We start from the raw sequence: 22,547 nt of genomic DNA, 5'->3' as shown, positions 1-22,547 counted from the left end.
GAGACAACTCATCCTGCATAATCATTAAGCGTATACAGGCAAGGTTAAGAACGTCTTCATTCTCCTCGCCATCTAGAGATGTATAAACAATCTTATACAAGGGGTTATCAATTACATTATTGGCGTCTGTATCTTCGACTTCTTTGACAACTCGATTGTAGCTTTGGTATAGGTATTCAAGTGCGAGTTCTAAATCCTCAGAATCTGTACACTCAACAACTTTTGCAAGAAAGTGATAATTTCTATTAAAGGTTTCTTTTGCTTGCGAAATCGCCTCGACCTCATTGGTGTGTAGGTCGTTTTTATGCCCACAACACGCAATTATTGCCGACATGCTAATACAAGCAGCTGCAGCCTCGTCAAATTTCTCTAAGACCTCTGATTTCAGGAAAGTATAGTCTATATGATCTGACCAATCGCGAGAGAAATCCAAATCCGGTATTGGTCCGATTGATGTCAGATGTAAGGCAAGATGTGGGAGAAGCAAATTGTTTACGACTGGAACTGTCCTAAATTGCCAATCACTTCCTAGGGATTGTTCCCCAATGATGGGGCATTCCATGTAGTAGCGCATTGCTTCTTCTGTCTCGAAATCCGACAAAATCACAAGAATTGCTACATCCCGTGGTGGCCAGTATGGGGAATCGTTTTCGTCGAGAGTTCGGTCTATGCAACGGACGGTCCACCCCCTTTCCTTAAAAGCTTTCTCAACAGTAGACAATTTCTTCCGAAAGCGCTGATCAGCTATAGAGCGACAGTGTCTTGCGGCTGAGGCAACTGCTTTTCCTAGAGGCGCTTTCCGTATCGGCTTCATGATTCCCGGAATTTTGGTTGGTCCGCCCTTACATTGATCCATTTCATGCATAACACACATAACATCGTCGAGACGACTCGACAAAGTAGCCAGTTTGGGATGTGGCGATGACATTATGCGCCATATGTCCGAACTGGAGTGCTCTTCTGCTCGAGTCGCAAGGTCTCCAGCGAATGTGGCGGTGGCTTTTATGCCTTCGATTTCGTTTAATCGGGGGAGGAGATTAGTAAGTACTGATATCAACAAATTGCCCAGATTGTCGGTGTCGGAAGCTTTAACCGGTTTCGTCATTAAATGCGGAAGAGTTATTGGGTCGGTGAAGATGAACTCACTAACACCATCCACAATTCCCTTGATTTCGGTAATTAGCGAATCCACCGTCGCTTTCGAGATGGATTTCCCTTTGATCCATTTTTCGGTATAGGAATGGAAGACTTTTTCGGTTCTCCGAACAAGTGAATCCATCTGCTTTGCATAATCGGTCAGCCTGTCTGTTGTAGAGGTTCTGGCTGCCATTATCTGGGCAAAAGCCACGTTCCATGCGATACGGGTGTCTGGCGGAAGGTTTTTTCTGGGAATGTTCTTGGACCAAAGACTGAACTCATCAACGGCAATGATTTCTCCAAAAGGATTGATTGCATCACAAGCTACGGCGTTTGATCTTGGAGATAAGGCAAGCAGAGTTTCACAGATGTTGACGATAGTACTATGGGGGTCAGGTTGGTACTCTTCGTCTACATAAAACCAGTCAGAACGCACTGTACGTCCATGAGTGCCGTTGGAATCGATTACTGGCGCAGTGACCCAAGGGGTCTGTGAATGAAAGAGATTAAATAGAAATTGTTCACCTCCAAAAATTTTTACGAAATTCTCTGCTAGGTCAGGACCGATCAGGTAAGCAGTGGACAGAAAGGTTGCTACCTGATATATATCCGGTTCGCTGTTATTAGCGAAATCCGGTTCAAATGGAATTTTTACAGGTTCGCTTCCGAATATAGGCACTAAGCAGGAAAACAGTTTGTTGGTCTGTTCAATAGAGAAGCTGGTAGGAACTCTGCTTTCTGTTGAAAGTTTTTTTAAACAGGCAGACCGCAAGTCATCTATTGGCGACTTCTGGAAAGCCGATATGGCATCTTGCAAGTTCTGAGACTGCGAGTGTTCTGATAACCCTGTAATATCGAAGTCGGGAATAACCGCAGCCACTGCTGCTATATGCCAGAGGTAGCGGTGTAAACCGTGCTGTTCGAGTATGGATATGAATGAAACGGCAGAGCGTTCAAGCGTTGCGAGTCCTAATCCAGTTAGGACTGCTATCCATAAATCGGTTTCGCGGTTTTTGCCGAGCATTTGGGCTAGTTTTAGAAGTACATGATCCTCTTCCTCATCCCTGATATCCGCAAGAAGGGATTGTACCAATCTCGGTAATGTCTCTTTGGTAGTTGCCGGAAGGCTATGCCAGAGAGTATCTTCGGTTATGAATGCAATCTCATCATGGGAAGCTTTGCACAAAGCTTTCGAGCGAAGCATGTGGAGTCCACCAAGTACGCCCGAGCGACTCTCTCGGACAAGATGTTCATCAATAAGTCTCCTCAATGAACGCCTTCCATCTCCCGGTTCTAACTCCAGCAGTTCAAACAACCTGTCTGCCCTGACTTCACCGCCGTGTGCGCAGAGCACAGCAGTGCTTCTTATAATGGCCAGTTCATTGTTTCGGCCCTCAGTTTCCCTTTGCCGAACTTGGTCACTGATAACATCATCTAGCCGCTTTCCCCGTGTCAGGATGTGAACATATTCAAGCATCAAGCCATCTGATTGCTCAAACGGTTCACGCCAGTGAGTCCAATTCGTCTGGTTTCTCGCAGACAGTTCTTGCCAAACCCGTTGCGCCAAGTTTTCGTCGAGTCTTACCGGAATAAATTCTGTATCCGCTTGGTTAACAATCAGGTTTGTATCTTCTTGGCGTATCGAACCGAGAAGATACACTTCCCCTAGCCCACTTAAATTGTGGGCTAGCACGTTCCAAAGATCGCTGTTTGTTGAGCCTACTTCGTCGAATATCAGACTGATTGGGGAGGTGCTTATTGGTCTGCGAGCCCGAACGAACCGGATAATGTTCTCAGTGTCAGCAACAGCTGCCAGTCCCGTAACTTGAAACAGTTTTGATTCTCCCGCTAAACCATTCGCTGATAACCACAACAAGGCAGATTTTCCGGCGCCAGATGGACCTGAGACAAGTACATTTTTTTTCCGCTTAAGCATATCGGTGACCCTGTTTACATCATCTGGACGATCCACAACTAAGCTTGCTGCGACATGACCTGGCTTGACCTTAACACCTTGGTAAAAATTTGGTTCATCAATGGGAGTAACAAAATCAATAGGTTGCAACGCCCCGTTGTAAAATGCCTCGTTTATTGCTGATGAATCTGAACATTCCAGATATTCAGATATCTGCCGTTCCACTTCGGTCGTGGATATGCGCATCCTTGTGTCAAAAGCTACAGACGCATTTCCCGCAGACGTATCGGCAACCAGTCTGTAAAGATTGTTTGCAAGCCCTTCCGCAATCATTTCTGCCACGCCAAGTTGCTTCGAAATTAGTCTTATGATTTCTGGATATGGATCGCTACACACAAAAACTGTTTGCGAATCATCTTTAAGGAGTTGATCAATTCCGATTTCGCTTATAGTCAAACATGGTTTTTCTAAGATAAGAGCAGCCCGAAACTCTTCTCCACTCTTAATTGATGCGGCCTTGGCTTCAATGGCATTCAGAAGACTGTCAATTTCAGAGTTACTGAACGTATCCTCTTTACGCGATTTGATCTGAATCCAAGTGTTGCGGTCTGAAGATTCGATTACGCAATCCTCGAAGCCCTCGGGAACGAGATACCCAGAAGGTGTAAGACCTGCCCACTGCCGAACGAGGATAAGCGCGGAAACCATGTGCTGATAATCAAATCCTCTGACGGCCCAGGCACCGCTTCGAGATTTCTCCCACATTTCAGCGGAGATATTTGCAGTATCAGAAATTTTAATGTCACGTGTATCTGAAATTTTTTCTAATTTCTGATTGAATCTTTCTTGGTTTGTCAAGAATATGCCTCCGTTAATATTAGGATTTTCTAGGGAATCCTATGTCACCCCAGAGTTAGCTCATCTCAGGAATCCTGCGAAATTGCTTCCGTGTGCTCATCAATTAGAGAAGGTGTAAGAAGTTCAAGTCGCTGAACCGATTCCTTGAATCCGAGCGTATTTCCTTGAATGTATGGTTTACGCAAATTTTCGACCCCTAGGAGGACGTTATATGCGCGTTTAAGGTCTGGGGTTTCTGATTCAGTACCAACCAAGTCCTTATGCTTCTCATAAAAGTCCTTATGCTTTTTATAAAGTGGAGATTGAATTGTGGTTAGAATAGATTCATTATCTCGTTCGTGCGCACCCAAAATCACTACAGCTTCAAAAATGTAACCTTCTCTTTTCCACTGCAAGTCTTTCACTCCAGGACGATCAAACACCGTTTTAACAACCTCAGAGTCGGTGATTTTGCCACGGATAAACTTGTAATAAAGGTCTGAATCGATTGTCCGAATGATTAAAAGCACAACAGCCATCGGAATGAATGACCACTGATCTCTACGTAAAGATGCGAACACTAATCCAAGGCGATGAATTGCCTGTGCTATGGTCCGAAGACTAAGGTCAGGATCACCGAAGAAAGCCTGCATTAAGAATGGAAGAATGTTAACATCAACATTTTTGTCAAGAGTTCTCTCGAAGTATTCTCTGATGTTTACTGCCTCAATCATCGAGTCGATAAATTCCCTTCGTCCAGGCTCGGGAAGTTGGAAGTCAAAATCAAAAAACCGACGCAGGTAGTTGTCCGCATCAAACCCGCTTCCATAGAGTGCTCTAACAGAATGAGCGAGTTCGGAACGATTAATGGCTAGTACGAAAACAATATGGTCCACTTCGAATAGGTGCTTGACCACTTCAAGCAGTTCAACGGCGTAGGAAGGACGACACCTGTCCAACTCGTCAATTACCACAATCAGGGGTCGGTTCTCGTGAGATTCTGACAGCACAACAGCTAAGTCTTGGAGGACACGCTTAAATTCTTTGATGCACTCCTTCGCGTCCAAGTATTCGTTTAACCTGTTTTCCGTAGAAGATTGAGGTACATGACCAGATTGTTTTTCCAGCAATGGATCAATGTCTAATATCCCGCTGGTCAAGAATCGAATAGCGCCTGAAACAGCTAGTTTAAGAAGCTGCTTAGATATCTTCTCCATGGAATCGATTTTTTCAGTAAAGTCTTTTTTATTTGGATTATTTTTCACGCCTTCAGCTAGTTCTATGGAGAGAGCGATAAAAGGGTCTCCAGAGAAGTCAGTCTCCCATGCATTGAATTCAACTACGGGGAATTTCATTTTGCGAAGATGATGTGCCCACATAGCGAGGAATGTGGTCTTACCTCTCCCCCAAGCTGCATCAACGGCTAGGACGCATGGACCTTCTATAGATTCGACGAGATGGGTTAAGACCTCAACGGATTCCTTTCGGTTGAGCAAATCGTTTTTGAATGGTTCCTCCTCTGTTATATCAATTTCACGTGGTCGGATACGTATTCCCATGAAGTTCTAACCTCCTTGTTTAGATGACTTTTTCGTCTTCTCAAAAAGGTAATTATACTTGCTACTCCATGTATAATAATAGATGCGGGGAAGTGGAGGTATGGAGTACTGCCCACCGGGTGAAATTTGTTACAAAGTGGTTTGTTAAAATTGTGTTATGGGGTCCACTTCTCAACCATTCCCTATTGGTAAGATCGAGATCTATTTTATTAATTTCTTCTCCAAAAAATACAAATAAAGTAAAAACTAAGGTGGCTAGATTGATATGCACGCAAACTTACCTCCCAAAAATTTTGAGAGGCAAATTATACTGTTTGTCTAACTACCTATTTAAGTACAAAAGAAGCAAGGAGGATTTTCTTGGCAAAAGAGCCCCCCATCCATAGACCCGTGGCGGATTTGGCCCCACTTAAAAACGATATCCAGAATATATTGAATTTAACTCGCGGATTTATTGAAAAAGCGAGTGAGATAAATTGGGAACCAGGCAATGGACGTCTTGCGACTGTCTGCAGAACCATACTGCGCAGACAGTTTGACTCCCTTAGGCTGATTTCCCAATTAGTCGAGGATGGAGAAGGTTTTATCACAGGTTCATTTCTGAGGCTTATGTGCGAGGAGTTTATTTGGAGCAAGTACTTGGCTGAAATTTCGCTACCAGATGCAGATTCACTAATTGGCTGTATAGGGATAGATGAAGTTTACAAGTGTCTGAGCACTCAGGATGAAACAATGGGAAGGTCGGAAACGGAGAAACTTGGACTCTTGCCTTATCTGGAAAAATTTCAGAATGAAAAAAATGACAGTCGAAAGGAAATGCATCAACTTGGAGAAAAACTAAACTGGCCTGATCCTAAAAGAATTCCTTCAACATTATGGCTTGCAGAAAAAGTAGGAGAAAAATCAACGTATGAACTTGTCTATCGTGCGACATCCCGCTTCGTGCATTTCAGTCCCATGGAACTCGCACGACTGGTCACAGAACGGGAACCCGGAAAGTTCTCGATTGAACCGGCTCATCTAAATCTCTATAGAGGATCTTTTTCTCTTTACTGGGGGTCGCTTTTTTTCGTATGTACCGTCGGCCTGGCTATCGAGTCTCCGAATACGCTGAAAATATCTGATGAATTAGTAAAAGAATTGGATTACAAATCTATCTTGGAGATAATTGGAGAACGCGGGATGCCGCCGATTATCGGTATATGGGAATTAGCTCCACCAGAACAATGGCAGAATTGAAGCTGAATCACAGTGCAAAATTAAGCTCGCGTAAAACCCGGTTATCCTGTCGCATTTGATTCTTGAAACTACGTGCCTAAATTATGCCCGATAAAAATCATCTGCTCTAAAACCATGCAACAGCTAGGATCTTTGCAACTATAAAGGAGGTGAAGAGTGAGTTCACAAAACGAAGAAACTGCAAAACCACGAATTGATGGAGACAGCTATCTAAAGCTGATAGGTGATACAAAAGCATTTCTAGAGGCTACGTTTTTCATAGAGGAGAGAATACGTGAATTGAAAGTTGAGGATGGTAATCAAAACCGAATAGGAGGTTCCACGGGTTGGAGAATTCATAATGTTTGGGAATCTCTTAAGACGGCAAGCCATTTTAATTTTGGTATTGCCTTAGAACTGAGGTTGAAATGCATACTGGAATTATGTGGTCTTCATAAGGAAGGTAGAGCGGCTAGTCATAATCTCGAAAAGATCTATAGTCTAATTCCTGATGAAATTTCCCGAGAACTTGAGGATCTATATGCTCACGAAATGAAAAATAGATCCCTCAAACTAAAAGCGTTCATGCGCTCCGAATCTGAACCTACCGATACTCCTTCTAACAATGACCTAAAGAATCTCAAAGATCTTTGTATTTATTTTGACAAAGATGTGAAATTATGGTTGAAGCGTTATTCTTGGGAAGAATTATTAAACAAAACATGGGTTCACTATATTGAAGATTTATCACCTCTGATGGATTTTGTACAAGAAGCTGAAGAAATTGGAAACCGCATGGCACGTGAATTGGGAATTGTTAAATGAGGACATAGTACCTTCCTAAGAGAGGCTTTTGTCTAGTACAAAATTAGTTTAAATCACGGGCTGCTCGATTGAAACTTACCTGTAAACTCAGCGTTTCTGACCTTCGGTAATATGTTCTTCATTGGAATTGTCTTGGATGATTCTCAAAAAGAAAAAGCGCCGAAATAGTTCCGCATCGTTAGTGATATTTTCTCCCCTGCGGTTAAACTGTTTTTCCGAATCTGGGATTCCGCTTAGGGTCCGAAACACCTTTTTGAGCGTCTGAGGTCGGATTCTCGATAGCAAGGACAACGTGGTTTTTCCGTGTTGCAAATTCCCCCGTGGCACTGCTTCGCCGCGTTTTGTACGGATAATGGAAGAAGATCCTCAAATTTCGGAAGAAGAAGCCGAAGACCGGGAATGGATCGAATCACTAGAATACGTGATTGAGAACTCCGGGCGCGAGAGGGCAGCTGAACTGCTCAGAAAGCTCAGGATTTACTCCCAGAAAAAAGGCGTGCAGGTTCCCTACGCCGCGAACACCCCTTACGTGAACACCATTGCCCTTGAGGACCAGCCGCCTTACCCGGGCAACTACGAAATAGAGCGCAACATAAGAAGCATAATAAGGTGGAACGCCATGGCCATGGTCGTGCGCGCAAACAGGATAAGCGACGGCATCGGAGGACATATCTCAACCTACGCCTCGGCCGCCACGCTCTACGAGATAGGGTTCCACCACTTCTTCAGGGCAGGCGACGAGAACCGGGAAGGGGACATGATCTACTTCCAGGGACACGCCTCGCCGGGCATATACGCAAGGGCGTTTCTCGAAGGCACGGTCTCTATCGAGCAGATGCGCAATTTCAGGAGGGAGCTCGGCGGAGACGGCCTCTCCTCCTATCCCCACCCCTGGCTCATGCCGGACTTCTGGGAGTTCCCGACGGTCTCGATGGGACTTTCTCCCATAATGGCGATTTACCAGGCCCGTTTCAACAGGTACCTAGAGGACAGGGGTCTAAAGCCCCGCACCGACGCCAAGGTGTGGGCCTTTATCGGGGACGGGGAAACCGACGAGCCCGAAACCCTGGGAGCAATCACCCTCGCGTCGAGGGAGAGGCTTGACAACCTGATATTCGTGATCAACTGCAACCTCCAGCGCCTTGACGGACCCGTCAGGGGAAACGGCAAGATAATACAGGAGCTCGAAAGAATCTTCAGGGGGGCGGGGTGGAACGTGATAAAGGTTATCTGGGGAGGGACCTGGGACCCGATTCTGGCACAGGATAAAGACGGATTTCTGGTCGAGAGGATGGAAGCCGCCCTTGACGGGGATTACCAGAGGTACACCATATCTCCCGGGAAATACATAAGGGAGCATTTTTTCGGCACCCGCCCCGAGATCCTGAAAATGGTCGAGAACCACACGGACGAGGAGCTTCAGAAACTCGCTAGAGGAGGGCACGACTCAGAGAAGGTCTACGCCGCCTACAAAGCCGCGGTTGAGAACACCGGTTCTCCCACTGTGATTCTCGCAAAGACCATAAAGGGTTACGGCCTCGGGGAAGCGGGGGAGGGCAAGAACATAACCCACCAGCAGAAAAAACTTAACGAGGAAGAGCTAAAGCGCTTCCGGTCCCGGTTCTACATACCGATTACGGACCAGGAAATCAGAAGAGCTCCTTTCTACAGGCCCGCTCCCGACAGCCCCGAGATGAACTATCTCCGCGAGAGGAGGGAGGCACTCGGCGGACCCATCCCGAAACGGATCGTAAGGGCTAAACCCCTTGAGAAGATCCCGGAGAGAGTGTTCGAGGAGTTTAAAAAGGCTTCCGGATCCAAGAGAAAAGTGGCCACGACCATGGTAATCGTCCACATGCTCTCAAGACTCATGCGGGATCGGGATATAGGAGATCTGATAGTCCCCATAGTCCCTGACGAGGCAAGAACTTTCGGGATGGAAGCGCTTTTCCGCCAGGTGGGCATCTATTCAAGCGTGGGACAGCTCTACGAGCCCGTTGACGCGGACACCCTTCTTTACTACAAGGAGGCAAAGGACGGGCAGATCCTAGAAGAGGGCATAACCGAGGCGGGCAGCATGTCTTCCTTCATAGCGGCCGGCACGGCCTACTCGACACACGGCATAAACACCATCCCCTTTTTCATCTACTACTCGATGTTCGGCTTTCAGAGAATAGGGGACCTTATCTGGGCCGCCGCCGACATGAAGTGCAGGGGGTTCATGGTGGGAGGCACGGCGGGGCGGACCACCCTTGCGGGCGAGGGTCTCCAGCACCAGGACGGAAACAGCCATCATTTCGCCTACGTCTATCCGAACCTAAAGGCCTACGATCCGGCTTTCTCCTACTAGATAGCCGTGATAGTCAGGGACGGGATAAAGAGGATGTACCAGGACGGGGAGGAGATATTCTACTACATAACGGTGATGAACGAGCGCTACGTGCAGCCCGCCATGCCGGAGGGGGTCGAGGAAGGTATAATAAAAGGGATGTACAGGTTCGCGTTTTCTTCGCTCAAGGACTCGGGGAAAAAGGTCCATCTTTTCGGAAGCGGCGCCATCATGAACGAGGTTCTCTGGGCGAGGGAGGTTCTTGAGAGCGGCTACGGCATCCCGACCGACGTCTGGAGCATCACGAGCTACAAGGAGCTTTACCAGGACGCGAAGGAAGCGGAAAGATGGAACCGCCTCAATTCCGGAGAGAAGAGAAGAAAAAGCTACATTTCAGAGTGCATGGAAGGGGAAGACGGGGTCTTTGTTGCCGCGACCGACTATCTTAAGAGCCTCCCCGATTCGATTTCCTCCTATTTCCCCAAGCCCCTTGTCTCTCTCGGCACCGACGGGTTCGGAAGAAGCGACACCCGGGAGGCGCTTCGCGACTTCTTCGAGGTCGACTACCGTCACATCGCGATTGCGGCGCTCCATGAGCTTGCGAGGGAAGGCAGGGTTGACGAGGAAACCGTCAGCGAGGCGATAAGCGAATTTGGAATCGACCGGGGGAAGCCCAACCCCGCGGTCACGTGACGAGGAACGTAAGTTGATAGAATTCAGGCTTCCCGAACTTGGAGAAGGAATTGAATCCGGGCAGGTGATAGAGGTTTTCGTTTCGCCCGGAGACAGAGTCACTCTCGAGCAGCCCCTGCTTGAGGTGGAAACGGACAAGGCCGCCGTTGAGATTCCTTCCCCGGCCGACGGAACGATTGTCGACGTGTGCGTAAGCGCCGGGGACACGGTGGAAATAAGCCAGGTACTCGTGAGGATGAACGGGGACGATGAGGGCAGGGAACCCCCAGAGGACGCTCCCGCGGCCGAAGAAGAGGGAAAACCCGCGGCGGCGCAAGCGCCCCTTCCTGAAAAAGAACCCGGAGAGGAGAAAAAACAGGCCACACCACCCCAAACTGCTCCCGCGGACGATATCGCCCCGTCGGGACCTCTAGCGGTGGCGGCGGCACCTTCCGTGAGACGTCTTGCGAGGGAGCTCGGCGTAGAGCTTTCATCCGTTTCGGGAACGGGTCCCCGCGGGAGGATACTTGAGAGGGACGTAAAGGCTCACGCAAAGGCCATAATAATATCCGCTTCATCCGCCCAGCCGGCGACGCCCGAGGAACCCGAGCTTCCCGATTTTTCGAGATGGGGAGAGACTGTTACAGAGAGTTTCTCGACCGTGAGGAAGCTTACAGCCGAGCGCCTTTCCCAAGCGTGGGCGGCCCCGCACGTGACGCAGTTTGACAAGGCGGATGCCACGCGGCTTGAGGAGCTTAGAAAACTTAAGAGAGACAAGGTGTCAGAAGCCGGGGGGAACCTTACTGTAACCGCGATTCTGGTAAAGGCCCTTTCCCGGGCGCTTCCGGAGTTTCCGAAATTCAATTCAAGCATACATATGGGCAGCCGCACGATCGTTTACAAAAAATACATAAACATCGGGGTCGCGGTGGATACGGAAAGAGGACTTCTTGTTCCGGTGATAAGGGATGTCGACAAAAAGGACATAACGCAGATATCGGTTGAGTTAACGGAGATATCTTCTGCGGCGAGGGAGAAGAAGCTCTCTCCTGACAGGCTCAAGGGAGGAAGCTTCACCATAACCAATCTCGGGGGAATAGGGGGGACCTTCTTTACCCCGATTCTCAATCCGCCTGAGGTGGCCATACTGGGAGTCTCAAGATCATCCTTTGAGCCCGCATATGTTGACGGGGAGTTTACGCCGAGGTTCATGCTTCCACTTTCGCTTTCTTACGATCACAGGATTATAGACGGGGCGGAAGCCGCTAGGTTCCTCAGGTGGCTATGCGAAATGCTTGAGCGCTCTCCCGAGAGCATATTCGAAGGGGTGTAACGGGCGATGGAGAGAGTGGTAACGGAAGTAGCGGTAATAGGGGCGGGCCCCGGGGGATATCCCGCGGCGTTTGCCCTCGCCGACAAGGGAAAGAAAGTAACGCTTATAGATCCTGAGCTAAACCCCGGAGGAGTCTGTCTCTACAGGGGATGTATACCTTCAAAGGCCCTTTTGCACGCGGCGAAGGTGGCCGAGGAGGCAAGGGACGCGGCGGATTTCGGCCTTAGCTACGGAGAACCGGAGATCGACCCCGAGAAGCTTTTTTCGTGGAAAGACGAGGTGGTCTCCAAGCTCACGGGCGGGCTTCGCACGCTTGTTAGGGCGAGAAAAGTGAATTACCTGCGGGGAAGGGCGTCTTTTACCTCTTCCGGCACCCTTCGCGTTGTAACGGCTTCCGGCGAGGAGCGGGAAGTAGTGTTCGAAAATGCCATTATCTCCACAGGTTCCGTTTCGAGGAGAATACCGGGAGTGGATTTCGGTTCCCCGAACGTGGTCGATTCCGACGGCGCTTTGTCCCTAGGGGAGATTCCGAAAACCCTGCTTGTGGTGGGCGGAGGTTACATAGGCCTTGAGCTTGGAACGTTTTTCTCTTCTCTCGGCACCGAGGTCACGGTTGTCGAGATGCTTTCCGGGCTCGTACAGGGGGTTGACAGGGATCTTGCGGCGGTGCTTAAAAAGAGGCTCGATCGGAAATTCCGCTCCATAATGCTTGAAACAAAATTAGTTTCTATAAGTGAGTTAGACAACGAAGTTCAAGTTTCATTTGAAGTCGATGGGAAAAGCTTCCAGGAGAAATACGAAAAGGTCCTGATCTCGGTCGGAAGAGTACCGAACACGGAAGGTCTCGGCCTTGAAAACACCCGGGTCGAGGTGGACGGGAAGGGCTTTATAGAGACGGACTCCCAGAGAAAAACGGCCGATCCGGCGATTTTTGCAATCGGGGATGTTGCCGGGGAACCCATGCTTGCCCACAAGGCGACGTATGAAGCCAAGATCGTGGCCGAGGTCATAACCGGGGCCAAGACCCACTATGACCCTAGGGCCGTTCCGGCGGTAATCTTTACCGATCCCGAAATCGCCTGGTGCGGGATTACTGAAAGCGAGGCTAGGGAAGCAGGGATGGAAGTGAATGTGTCTAAATTTCCGTGGGCTGCATCGGGCAGGGCCCTTACGCTTAACAGGACCGATGGCCTGACGAAGCTCATAACCGATAAGGGGACCGGGAGGGTGGTCGGCGTCGGAATTGTTGGACCGCAAGCGGGGGAGTTAATATCGGAATCCGTGCTGGCAATTGAAATGGGCGCGACTGCTGAGGATATAGCTTTTTCAATACATCCTCACCCAACCCTGACCGAGACCATTATGGAAGCGGCAGAAGGCATATACGGGGCAAGCACTCACATTATGAAAAGGCGTCCGAGAAAGAAGTCACGGTAGGTATGGCACAGAAAAGCGCCTCGACATTATCAATCTTGGAATGCAGGGAAGACGCTGCGGCGGGGCTCCTGACGCGAACCAGAGGCATGTGAACTGACCTTTTTTATGACAGCTTTGAGAAGGCGTGTGCGTATTCGATGCGCGCTCCCTTGAAGCCTCTTCCCGCGAGAGCCAGTCCCATCAGGTAAGGTCCGGCATATCGGCATGACATGTTCTTTACAGTCTCTTGGCTGAATCCAAAACGCTGGTAATAGGGCGGGTCGCCAAGTACTACGACCGCCGTCCAGCCATCATCCCTTGCCCGTTTGAGCCCGTCCTCGATCAGGGTAGCGGCAATCCCCCGGCGGCGTCTGCTCTCTGTAACTGCGACCGGACCCAGGGCCAATGCGCCGGATGGCGCGAGCAGTTTGGAGAAAAGGGCCTGGCCGATGACTTCCTCAGCTTCTACGGCGACTAGGGAGAATACCACATCGCCGTCTTCCCGCAACTGTCGCACGAGCTCCGCTTCAGAAGGAGAGGGGAAGGCCTCAAGCAGAAGTTCTTCAATCCCCTCCAGGTCACTGTTCATTTCAATCCGTATGAGGAAATCAATCATCCGAGGTTCTTCTAGGCTTGAATAGCATACCGGAGACAAGAAATTAGCGGAACAGAGCCTTCAAGGGGTTATGTTAGCCCCAGATAATGAAACAAAAGGGTGTGATTTTTTCCGTTGGTTGCCCGAAATTTCCTCGTTGCGTACAATTTCCCGCAACCAAACTAAGGAGAAAACTATGTGGATTTGGATAAAAGAAAACACCGGAATTCTCACATTGATTCTCGTTACAATCAATGTCTTCGTTGGCATCACAAAGTTCTGGCTTTTACGGTGGCAAGGGTATGAACGAGGACAGGACCTGCGAGACCTTTTATTTTGGCAAGAAGTTGAAAGAAGAGGTCATGGTACTTTTGAGCAAGAAAAGGCTTGGAAAGGAAGCAAACATAAGTGGATTAAAAGAATTTTTAAAAGAACCTTTGACTAGCATTGTATGTTATCCCCTCCCCGTTTTTATTGACAATGCGGAGAGAAGGTGTAGAATTTAACCTTCATTTTTTAAACCCCGGAGGATTATTATGGGCCTTAGAACGAAATCGGCGCAGAAAAAGCATCGCCAGAACCTGAAAAGACGGGAGAGAAACAGGTTCGTAACGTCCACCCTTAAAACCAAGATAAAGCGTTACTCGGAAGCTATTGGAAGCGAGGATCTCGAGAAATCGCAGGCTCTTCTCAAGGAACTGGTTTCCCTTACCGACAAGGCCGCCACGAAAGGGGTTATCCACAAGAAAAAAGCCTCAAGATACGTATCGAGGTTCTCAAAGAAGCTTTCAGATCTCAGCCAGAGCGCTGGCTCCTAGGTTTCCCGCGAGCAGATTCCAAGAAGGAGTTTTTCAAGAAGTACGTAGTTATCCCCGGAACTGTTCTTGATTCCGAAGTCCGTTTCCTCTATGAGCCCAAGTATCCTGCCGAAATCGTTTTCCCTGAAGTTGCGCACGCTTTTTTTAAGGTAAAAGACGGCCCCGCGGGACGTTTTTATGGCCTTGGCGATGGCTTCATCGGATTTCCCTTCCCGAAGATGCTGCGACACCTTGAATATCTGGCGGAATCTCCAGGCTATCATATAGAGTATGGAGAGGGGGTCCTCCCTGTTTCTCTCAAGTTCCCGCAGTATCCTGAGAGACCCCTTGAGGTCCCTGTTTGAAAGAGCGGTCGAGAGGGAAAACACGTTCTCGGTGCTGCGTTTCTCGATAAGCCCCCTTAACTCCTTCTCGCCTACGGGTTTTTTCCCGTCAACGTAGAAGGATATTTTCCCAAGCTCGTTCTTAATCATGTTCATGTCTTCGCCGAGCATGGTTTTTACGAAACTCACCGCCCCGGGAGTAAGGGAGATCCCGAGTCTTTGCCCGAGGCGTCTTATTTCCTGCTCGGGTTTGCTCCCGCCGTCAAGATCGACAAGCTTTATACCTTTTGCGGGCTTTGTCTTGGCCTTCCGGGTCCCCCCGGAGAGCAGGACCAGCACGGAGGAAGAGGCCGGGGCCCCGGCGTATTCGTTTAGAAGATCGAGATCGTCTTTTTTAAGGTCGTCATATCCCTTCGCCACGATCAGCTTTTTCTCGTGGAACATGGGGAGAGTCCTCGCGTCCTCGACTATTTCCTGAAGGGACGTATCGTCGAGGTTTTTGCTCTCAACCAGCAGCTTGGGAGAGTCCGCCGAGAGTTCCTTCTTAAGCTCCTCGATAAAGTCCTCGACGAGAAGAGTCTGCGTGCTTTTAAGTACGGTGACCGGATGGATGTCGATGCTTTTCCCAGAAGGCACGACCTGTTTTTCTCCCTGGCCGAGGGGGCTTGCGGGCGGGACCCTATCGGCTGTTTATTTCAAGCTCGCTGAAAAAATATCTTATTTCGTAGGCGGCCGATTCCGGAGAATCTGACCCGTGCACTATGTTCTTTTCTATGCCAGACGCGAAATCCTTTCTTATGGTTCCAGGGTCCGCCTGCTCGGGGTTCGTGGCGCCCATGATCGCTCTTGCCCTGGATATGGCGTCTTCCCCCTCAAGAACCATTACCACGCACGGTCCCGAGGACATAAAGTCCGTGAGGCTTGAGAAAAAAGGTCTTTCCCTGTGCACGTTGTAGAACCCCTCTGCCTGTTTTTTTGAAAGGTGTATCATCCTGAGCGCGACGACGCTTATCCCCTTCTCCTCGAACCTTCGAAGAACTTCACCGATGAGGTTCGCTCCGACTCCGTCAGGCTTTACTATTGACAATGTTCTTTCCATCTCTTGCCTCCGTGTTTATGTGGTTCTAGTGACTGTCTGATTATCAGCTTTGCGGCGGGGGTTAGAACGGCACACGCCGCTTCAAGTGGACTATATCTAGTATTCCTTCTCAAGCTTCCCTACCAGGTTTTTCCTTCTCCTGCGGCTTTTTATCCTGAGATACACCTTGTGCTTCAGATCAAGAGTGATCGGCAGATGAAATTCCTTGCTTACCATCTCGCAGAGTTCTTTTCCCTTGATGCCGGGCTTCTGGGAGATCGCATCGTTTATGAAAGATCTTATTTTCCTTTTCCGGGCACCCTCCGCCTTGTCTATGATCTCGTCTCTTTCCGAGGCGCTTAGGTTTTTCAGATAAGCGATTACCTCGGACCTGGTAGGTTCGCTTCTTTCGCTCCGAAACCTTTCTATCGCTATTCTTATAACTTCGCTTGAACTTACGTCCTTGCTGTCCGCGGTGGAGCATACGTAGTCATAATCACTTTCGGGAATCCTGAAACTCACAAGCTTGTCTTTAACTTTGGAAGCCATAAGTCACTCCGGAAAACCGGATTCCAGGCCATTAAGCGGAATCCGCAACAGGTAATCCCGCCTCCGGTTTCGGAACTAGATTCTAATTATTACGGTATTAAGAATCAAGTATTATATAGTTTTCAATGCATGTTTGGAATTCCGTCTTTGGTCTGTGGAGATTAACTGCTCTTCTGTGACAAAAGAAACAAGAACTTCCCTGCAGGCGAAACAAAGGGGCGGTCTGATTATGACGCTGAAATCGGGATTGCACTTCACTGAGCGAAGCGGGACGAACAAGTTTCCCATCGGAGTTCTTTTTTTTCTGCTGACCGTTTTTCCTGCGGTTCCCTATAGCGGTGCGGTTACGATCAAGGCGATATACGCTGACGTTCCCGGAGCGGGGTTTAATGATACGACAGGGTTTACGGATGAGGAAAGGGCGCTGCTCGCCGATAACGGCAATAACGCGAGCACTCTCGGGGAAGCGAGAAAAAACGCCTTTGAGCACGCCGCCGGTCTGCTTGAACGGAAGTTGCCGGGTCAGAACACGATCCGGATCGAGGTGTCGTTCGGGTTCTTTGAGGATGAAAACACGGTTGCCACGACTTATATGAGAAACCCCGTAAGCTTCGGTCCCGAAGAGCTGCTGCACATAGCGTACCCGCCGGCGCTTGCGGAGAAAATCGCGGGAAGGGCTTTAATAGATGAATCTGTGGCTCACTTTATAGTGAAATTCTCAAGGCACCTGGACTTCCACTACGGCTTTCACGGGGAAACACCGCCATTTTCAATAGATTTCGTCGCCCTCGTCACGCACGAAATTATTCACGGGCTCGGCTTTCATTCCTCCCTTGAGGAAGATGGCTCTTTTCCAAGCGCAACCCTTGATGTGACTGGCGGAACCCGGAGTTTTTCACTTGACGTGCCGGAGTGGCAGAGAATCTACGACGTACAGATGTATTCGGAGGAAGACCGTGAGTTTATCGTCGACCTTGAGCCGCGGGACAGGGAGCGGGCCATTACTTCTGACACCGGTCTTCTGTGGGACGGAACCGCGCGGCCCGGAGCGGAAAATTCGTGCAGCTACGGACAGCGCATGGCCGAACTTAAATCTACGGGCGTAGCCCCGGACGGAAAACCTCGGCTCCACGCTCCCCCGACTTTTGAAGAGGGCAGCTCCATAACCCACGTTCATACGGACGCGGAGGATATCATGGAATACCTCTACCCCTTTCCCGTGGAGATGGACCTTAGTCTTGCCATGCTTAAGGACATGGGCTGGGAAGTAAGCGACGGAGGCTTTCCGCCTTCCTGCGTGCCGACCGGAATAAGCGTTACGCCGACTTCTGGACTTGTGACCACGGAGGGGGGTGGGATGGCCGCGTTTCAGGTGAAGCTCGACTCAGAACCGATAAGCGAGGTCATAATTCCCCTGCGAAGCAGCCATCCGTCTGAGGGAACGGCCGACACCCGGGCGCTTTCGTTCACGCCCGATGACTGGGAGATTGCGAAGACCGTGACGGTAACCGGCATGAACGACAGCGACGAGGATGGCGCCAGGCGCTACGCTATCGTGCTTGAGCGGGCGCAGAGCAGGGACAGATTCTATGACGGCTTTGACCCTGACGACGTGTCATTAACCAACCGGGATAATGATCCGGAACCGGATACCCCTTCGCCGGGTTCCATGCCGCCACAGGGAGAGGAGACGGGACAAGGCGGCTCCGGATGCGCAATCGCCGCGGAAGAGCAGGCGCGGGATACGTCTCGAAGTGGGGTGCTTGCCCGGTTTTTGCCCGCTGCGCTCCTTGTTTTCGCAATTTGGTGCAGAAGCCTGCGAAGAGAAAAGCGGCACCTCATCTGGGGGAATTCTCTCCCTGATTAAGCGAATTCCCGCTAGTGTGGACAACCCTTGTTTCCGTGCTGTATAATGTTGCCCCAAGAGCTTTGGGAAGAAAGAGGAATTAGCACGAAAAGCTTGGCTGTATTAACCTGCTTTCCCCTTCTCTTTTTTAAATCATATCCGCATCTTACAATCATTGGAGGCAACATAAATGGAAAGGTTTGTTATTCCCCATCAGCATGAAATCACTAAAGAGGACAGAAGAAGGCTGAACGGCCACGGTTCTCTGATTCTATGGTTCACCGGGCTTCCGAGTTCCGGAAAATCCACTCTTGCCAACGAAATCGAAAAAGAACTCATACAGCGAAACCACCGCACCTACATACTGGACGGAGACAATGTCAGGATGGGCCTCTGCAAGGATCTTGGTTTTTCCGCCGAGGACCGCGAGGAGAATATAAGGAGAATAGGGGAGGTGTCGAAACTTTTCATGGACGCGGGAGTTCTTGTCCTCTCCGCCTTTGTTTCTCCTTACCGCGCCGACCGTGACGCGATAAGGGAGCTTGTTGAGGAAGGAGAGTTCGTCGAGGTATTCGTCGACTGCTCCGTTGAGCAGTGCGAGCAGCGGGACGTAAAGGGGCTTTACAAGAAGGCGAGAGAGGGTGTTATAAAGGGATTTACGGGAATTGACGATCCGTACGAGGAGCCCTCAAGCCCAGAAATCGTGGTCGATACGGAGAAACACACAATCGAGGAGTGCAAGCAGCAGATACTCGATTACCTGGTCGCGCGCGATGTGGTGAACATGGGATAGGGGGAATCCGGGCACCGTCTCTGTCTGGCCGCTTCTTTTATTCGCGGTTATAGATCATAATAATAGGATTGAGTTAAAGTTTTTCTCGGAAACACGGATGTCTGTTTCAAACAATGAATCGGGGTCTTCTCCTTCAATGAGTCCTGCAGAGCTGATCTGCGGTATTGCGGAGAATTCAAGAAAAGCCTCAAGAACCCTGGCTTCCGCCCCGTCTTCCAAGAAAAATGACTTTCTCCTGCGCTTCGCGGAACTTCTGGTAGGGGAAACCGATAATCTGCTCTCGGAAAACGCGAAGGATGTTTCCGACGCCGAGGAAAAAGGTCTCTCGGCCGCCCTCGTGGACCGCCTGAGGCTTAACTCCTCGAGGATAAGTTCCCTGGCCGACGGACTGCGGGAGATAGCGGAGCTTCCCGACCCCGTGGGCAAGATATCGGCAAAGTGGGACAGGCCGAACGGGCTTTCCGTCGAGAAAAAAAGAATTCCCCTGGGCGTTATAGGAATTATCTATGAGTCAAGGCCGGGCGTTACGGCCGACGCCGCGGGACTCTGCGTTAAATCCGGCAATTCCGTAATTCTCCGCGGCGGTTCGGAAACGATAAGATCGAACCTCGCCATCTCCCGGCTCATGGCCGATTCCCTCTCCCAAAGCGGCCTTTCGCCGTACACAGCCCAGGTCGTCCCGGTCGCTGACAGGGATGTCGTGACCGAGATGCTCAAGCTTGAGGACAAAATAGATCTCATTATTCCCAGGGGAGGGGAGGGGCTTATAAGGTTTGTCGCAGAGAACTCAAGGATTCCGGTTCTCAAGCACTACAAGGGAGTCTGCCACGTTTACGTGGACGAGCATGCGGACCTCGGGATGGCCGAGGAGATCTGCCGGAACGCGAAGGTCCAGAGACCCGGCGTGTGCAACTCAATGGAGACAATGCTTGTGCACTCCTCCGTGGCGCGTGATTTCCTGCCCGTTGCGATAGAGAGGCTTGAGGAAGAAGGAGTCACAATAAAGGGCTGCGAGAACACCAGGAAACTTGTTCCCCACGTGGCTCCGGCGGAAGAAGAGGACTGGTACGAGGAGTATCTTGACCTTGTCCTTAACGTAAGAGTCGTTTCGACGATTGACGAGGCTATAGACCACATACAGACTTACGGCTCCATGCATACTGACGCCATAGTTACGAAACACGCTGAAAACTCTTCGAAATTCATAAAAGAAGTGGACTCCTCCGCGGTCATGGTCAATACGTCGACCAGGTTCAATGACGGTTTCCAGCTGGGTCTTGGCGCTGAAATAGGCATAAGCACTTCAAAACTGCATGCGTTCGGCCCAATGGGGCTTGAGGAACTGACCACTTCGAAATTCGTGGTAACGGGAACTGGTCAGGTAAGAAACTGAACCTTTCGGTAGCTCGGGGGGATTTTCGCGGATTTGCCCGTTCCGCGAAGCTATGGCTGGGGGCTTTGGAAACAGATGCTTGTTGAACTCAGGCTTAAGAATTTTGCCATAATAGACGAAATTTCCATCAATTTCGGGGCAAATCTGAACATAATTACCGGAGAGACGGGCACTGGGAAATCCCTGATTGTCGATGCCATAAACGTAATCCTCGGTGACAAGTTTACTGCGGACCACGTAAAATCAGCCGACAGGCAGACATCGGTAGAAGCCCTTTTCGAGGTTCCCGGCGATTGCGGTATCGGGGAAAAGCTTGAGGAGCTGGGTATCGGGGATCAGGAGGGCGAGCTTCTAATAAAAAGGGTTTTTAACCCGGGCGGGAGGAACAGGATTTATATAAACGGTTCGATGGCGACGCTCGGGACGCTCTCTCGGGTGACCGACGGGCTTGTTAACATGTTCGGTCAGCATGAACACCAGAGTCTTCTTAAGAAAAGCAATTATTTAAGTTATATAGACGCTTTTTCTCAACTTGAACATGAAGTCTCCGAATACAAAGCCTCCTACACAGAACTCGTCCGCGCGGAGAATGAACTTGAGGCGCTCAGGAAAAAAGAGCAGGAAGGGACGGAAAAAGAGGATTATCTGAGATTCCAGGCTGAAGAGATAAAAAAGGTTTCCCCGGCGCCGAACGAGGATTCCGAGCTTGAGGCGGAGAGGGTGAGGCTTGAGAACTCAGAGAGGTTCTCATCTTCGCTCGCAAGCGCGACCGGGCTTGTGTACGAGGGAGAGAGCTCGGCGGTTGGTTTTCTAAAGCAGGCCCTTTTGGATCTTGAGCGGGTTTCAGACCTTGATTCATCTCTCGGGGAGCTTCGCGACAGGATCGCGGCCGTACTCATAGAGACCGAGGATGTCTTCTACGGTCTGAGTGAATTCGCGGGAAAGATAGAACACAACCCCCAGAGGCTTGAAGAGGTGCTCTCGAGGCTTGAAGAGATAAGCAGGCTTAAGCGAAAGCACGGGGATTCGATCGAGGAGATAATAAAAAAGCAGCACGAGATCGAATCCGAGCTTGAAGGCCTTTCGAATTCGGCAGAGAGGCTTGAGGAAGTCGAGCGAAGAAGGGATTCCCTGAGGGAAGAAGTTTCCGCTGTCGCCTCTTCAATATCGGCCGCAAGAAAAGCGGGAGCCGGGCGGCTTCAGGATCTTTTCTCCGAGCAGGCAGAGTCGGTCGGGCTTAAAAACGCCCGTTTCGAGGTGGAATTCTCGGAAAAGGACCTCTCGGGGGACGGCAAAGACAGCGTGCAGTTCCTTTTCTCAGCCAACCCGGGGCAGCCCCTCAGGTCCGTTAACAGGGTCGCTTCAGGCGGAGAACTCTCAAGAATAATGCTTCTGCTTAAAAGTTTCGTTTCCACCGGTGATGCCGGATCGATCTTCATATTCGACGAGGTGGATGCTGGCATAGGGGGAGTTGTTGCTGAGAGCATAGGAAGAAAAATAAAAAATCTCTCGGATCAAAGCCAGGTAGTGTGCATAACGCACCTTCCTCAGGTTGCGAAATTCGCTGACACCCACCTACTTGTGGCGAAGGAGTTTGGCGACGGTGAAACGGATGTCTCGGTTGATGTCCTCGGTGAGGAGGAGAGGGTAGTGGAAATTGGCAGGATGCTCGCTGGAGAGAGTGTTTCTGAAAAGACTTTTGAAGTTGCCCGTGAGCTTATAAAAGGAGCCGTTCACGATAATCTCTTGTAAGGAGATTTCATATCCCTATTGCTCGAAAATCCTTTATATCTATCGAAATATGCTATATAAACTCCAGTTATGTCGAATTTCCGTGTTTTATCTCTCATAATATCGAAAACTATGTTACTGGCGTTAGGAATGTCGAAAACCGGTTACACAGTTTGCGCC

The 22,547-nt window shown here is 49.8% G+C and carries 16 protein-coding genes and 1 pseudogene; 11 read left to right on the top strand and 6 right to left on the bottom strand.

What is annotated here, in order from left to right:
* Both OXG75_08255 and OXG75_08250 read right to left on the bottom strand, forming a co-directional pair.
* Positions 1-3,910, bottom strand: a 3,910-nt coding sequence (locus OXG75_08255; GenBank protein MCY3625960.1) for a hypothetical protein, incomplete at its 3' end; no start/stop codon positions are given.
* Positions 3,911-3,975: 65 nt separating this feature from the next.
* Positions 3,976-5,448, bottom strand: a complete 1,473-nt coding sequence (locus tag OXG75_08250; GenBank protein ID MCY3625959.1) for a P-loop NTPase fold protein — start codon at positions 5,446-5,448, stop codon at positions 3,976-3,978.
* Between the two features lie 360 nt (positions 5,449-5,808).
* Between OXG75_08250 and OXG75_08245 the strand changes: the two genes are divergently transcribed.
* The 5 genes and pseudogenes from OXG75_08245 (at position 5,809) to lpdA (ending at position 13,262) form a co-directional block, all read left to right on the top strand.
* The gene (locus tag OXG75_08245) at positions 5,809-6,687 is read left to right on the top strand and encodes a DUF5677 domain-containing protein (protein ID MCY3625958.1); all 879 of its coding nucleotides are present in this window, start codon (positions 5,809-5,811) and stop codon (positions 6,685-6,687) included.
* 156 nt (positions 6,688-6,843) lie between these two features.
* Positions 6,844-7,491, top strand: a complete 648-nt coding sequence (locus tag OXG75_08240; GenBank protein MCY3625957.1) for a hypothetical protein — start codon at positions 6,844-6,846, stop codon at positions 7,489-7,491.
* 352 nt (positions 7,492-7,843) lie between these two features.
* Positions 7,844-10,513: pseudogene (gene aceE / locus OXG75_08235) on the top strand (pyruvate dehydrogenase (acetyl-transferring), homodimeric type).
* Between the two features lie 13 nt (positions 10,514-10,526).
* Positions 10,527-11,825: a 2-oxo acid dehydrogenase subunit E2 gene (locus tag OXG75_08230; GenBank protein ID MCY3625956.1), complete on the top strand. Its 1,299-nt coding sequence runs from the start codon at positions 10,527-10,529 to the stop codon at positions 11,823-11,825.
* A 6-nt stretch (positions 11,826-11,831) separates the two neighbouring features.
* Positions 11,832-13,262 carry a dihydrolipoyl dehydrogenase gene (lpdA, locus tag OXG75_08225; protein MCY3625955.1) on the top strand — a complete coding sequence of 477 codons (1,431 nt, stop codon included), beginning with the start codon at positions 11,832-11,834 and terminating at the stop codon, positions 13,260-13,262.
* Positions 13,263-13,365: 103 nt separating this feature from the next.
* Here lpdA and OXG75_08220 read toward each other — a convergent pair whose 3' ends face one another.
* Positions 13,366-13,830 (bottom strand): N-acetyltransferase, encoded by a 465-nt coding sequence (locus tag OXG75_08220; protein ID MCY3625954.1) that lies wholly within the window; start codon positions 13,828-13,830, stop codon positions 13,366-13,368.
* Positions 13,831-14,138: 308 nt separating this feature from the next.
* Between OXG75_08220 and OXG75_08215 the strand changes: the two genes are divergently transcribed.
* Together OXG75_08215 and rpsT are read left to right on the top strand one after the other, a co-directional pair.
* A complete protein-coding gene (locus tag OXG75_08215; GenBank protein MCY3625953.1) occupies positions 14,139-14,342 on the top strand; it encodes a hypothetical protein in 204 nt (67 codons plus the stop codon).
* A gap of 30 nt (positions 14,343-14,372) precedes the next feature.
* Positions 14,373-14,654, top strand: a complete 282-nt coding sequence (gene rpsT, locus OXG75_08210; protein MCY3625952.1) for a 30S ribosomal protein S20 — start codon at positions 14,373-14,375, stop codon at positions 14,652-14,654.
* On the opposite strand, the gene holA is transcribed toward rpsT, so the two are convergent.
* From holA to OXG75_08195, 3 genes are all read right to left on the bottom strand, one after another.
* Positions 14,651-15,613: a DNA polymerase III subunit delta gene (gene holA / locus OXG75_08205; protein MCY3625951.1), complete on the bottom strand. Its 963-nt coding sequence runs from the start codon at positions 15,611-15,613 to the stop codon at positions 14,651-14,653. The two genes, rpsT and holA, sit on opposite strands and share 4 nt — an antisense overlap.
* A gap of 43 nt (positions 15,614-15,656) precedes the next feature.
* Entirely contained in the window at positions 15,657-16,076 is a 420-nt protein-coding gene (ndk, locus tag OXG75_08200) for a nucleoside-diphosphate kinase (GenBank protein ID MCY3625950.1), read from the bottom strand.
* Positions 16,077-16,172: 96 nt separating this feature from the next.
* The gene (locus OXG75_08195; GenBank protein ID MCY3625949.1) at positions 16,173-16,604 is read right to left on the bottom strand and encodes a hypothetical protein; all 432 of its coding nucleotides are present in this window, start codon (positions 16,602-16,604) and stop codon (positions 16,173-16,175) included.
* 229 nt (positions 16,605-16,833) lie between these two features.
* Here OXG75_08195 and OXG75_08190 point away from each other — a divergent pair, with 229 nt between their 5' ends.
* The 4 genes from OXG75_08190 (at position 16,834) to recN (ending at position 22,388) form a co-directional block, all read left to right on the top strand.
* On the top strand, positions 16,834-18,471 hold the full coding sequence (locus OXG75_08190) for a hypothetical protein (GenBank protein ID MCY3625948.1): 1,638 nt from the start codon (positions 16,834-16,836) through the stop codon (positions 18,469-18,471).
* A gap of 169 nt (positions 18,472-18,640) precedes the next feature.
* Positions 18,641-19,243 (top strand): adenylyl-sulfate kinase, encoded by a 603-nt coding sequence (gene cysC, locus OXG75_08185; protein ID MCY3625947.1) that lies wholly within the window; start codon positions 18,641-18,643, stop codon positions 19,241-19,243.
* Positions 19,244-19,379: 136 nt separating this feature from the next.
* Complete coding sequence (locus OXG75_08180; GenBank protein MCY3625946.1) at positions 19,380-20,636, top strand: glutamate-5-semialdehyde dehydrogenase; 1,257 nt, start codon at positions 19,380-19,382, stop codon at positions 20,634-20,636.
* Positions 20,637-20,711: 75 nt separating this feature from the next.
* On the top strand, positions 20,712-22,388 hold the full coding sequence (gene recN, locus OXG75_08175; protein MCY3625945.1) for a DNA repair protein RecN: 1,677 nt from the start codon (positions 20,712-20,714) through the stop codon (positions 22,386-22,388).
* Positions 22,389-22,547 lie beyond the last annotated feature (159 nt).

This window comes from Candidatus Dadabacteria bacterium, assembly GCA_026705445.1.
In the GTDB taxonomy this organism is placed as follows: domain Bacteria; phylum Desulfobacterota_D; class UBA1144; order Nemesobacterales; family Nemesobacteraceae; genus Nemesobacter.
This window is presented reverse-complemented; position numbering and strand designations above follow the sequence as displayed.

Bases quoted from the DNA above. Each gene is read 5' to 3' on its own strand.
- OXG75_08220 (MCY3625954.1), bottom strand. From the start codon at position 13,830: ATGAACAGTGACCTGGAGGGGATTGAAGAACTTCTGCTTGAGGCCTTC.
- lpdA (MCY3625955.1), top strand. From the start codon at position 11,832: ATGGAGAGAGTGGTAACGGAAGTAGCGGTAATAGGGGCGGGCCCCGGG.
- cysC (MCY3625947.1), top strand. From the start codon at position 18,641: ATGGAAAGGTTTGTTATTCCCCATCAGCATGAAATCACTAAAGAGGAC.
- OXG75_08190 (MCY3625948.1), top strand. From the start codon at position 16,834: ATGACGCTGAAATCGGGATTGCACTTCACTGAGCGAAGCGGGACGAAC.
- OXG75_08215 (MCY3625953.1), top strand. From the start codon at position 14,139: ATGAACGAGGACAGGACCTGCGAGACCTTTTATTTTGGCAAGAAGTTG.
- ndk (MCY3625950.1), bottom strand. From the start codon at position 16,076: ATGGAAAGAACATTGTCAATAGTAAAGCCTGACGGAGTCGGAGCGAAC.
- recN (MCY3625945.1), top strand. From the start codon at position 20,712: ATGCTTGTTGAACTCAGGCTTAAGAATTTTGCCATAATAGACGAAATT.
- OXG75_08195 (MCY3625949.1), bottom strand. From the start codon at position 16,604: ATGGCTTCCAAAGTTAAAGACAAGCTTGTGAGTTTCAGGATTCCCGAA.
- rpsT (MCY3625952.1), top strand. From the start codon at position 14,373: ATGGGCCTTAGAACGAAATCGGCGCAGAAAAAGCATCGCCAGAACCTG.
- OXG75_08250 (MCY3625959.1), bottom strand. From the start codon at position 5,448: ATGGGAATACGTATCCGACCACGTGAAATTGATATAACAGAGGAGGAA.
- OXG75_08180 (MCY3625946.1), top strand. From the start codon at position 19,380: ATGAGTCCTGCAGAGCTGATCTGCGGTATTGCGGAGAATTCAAGAAAA.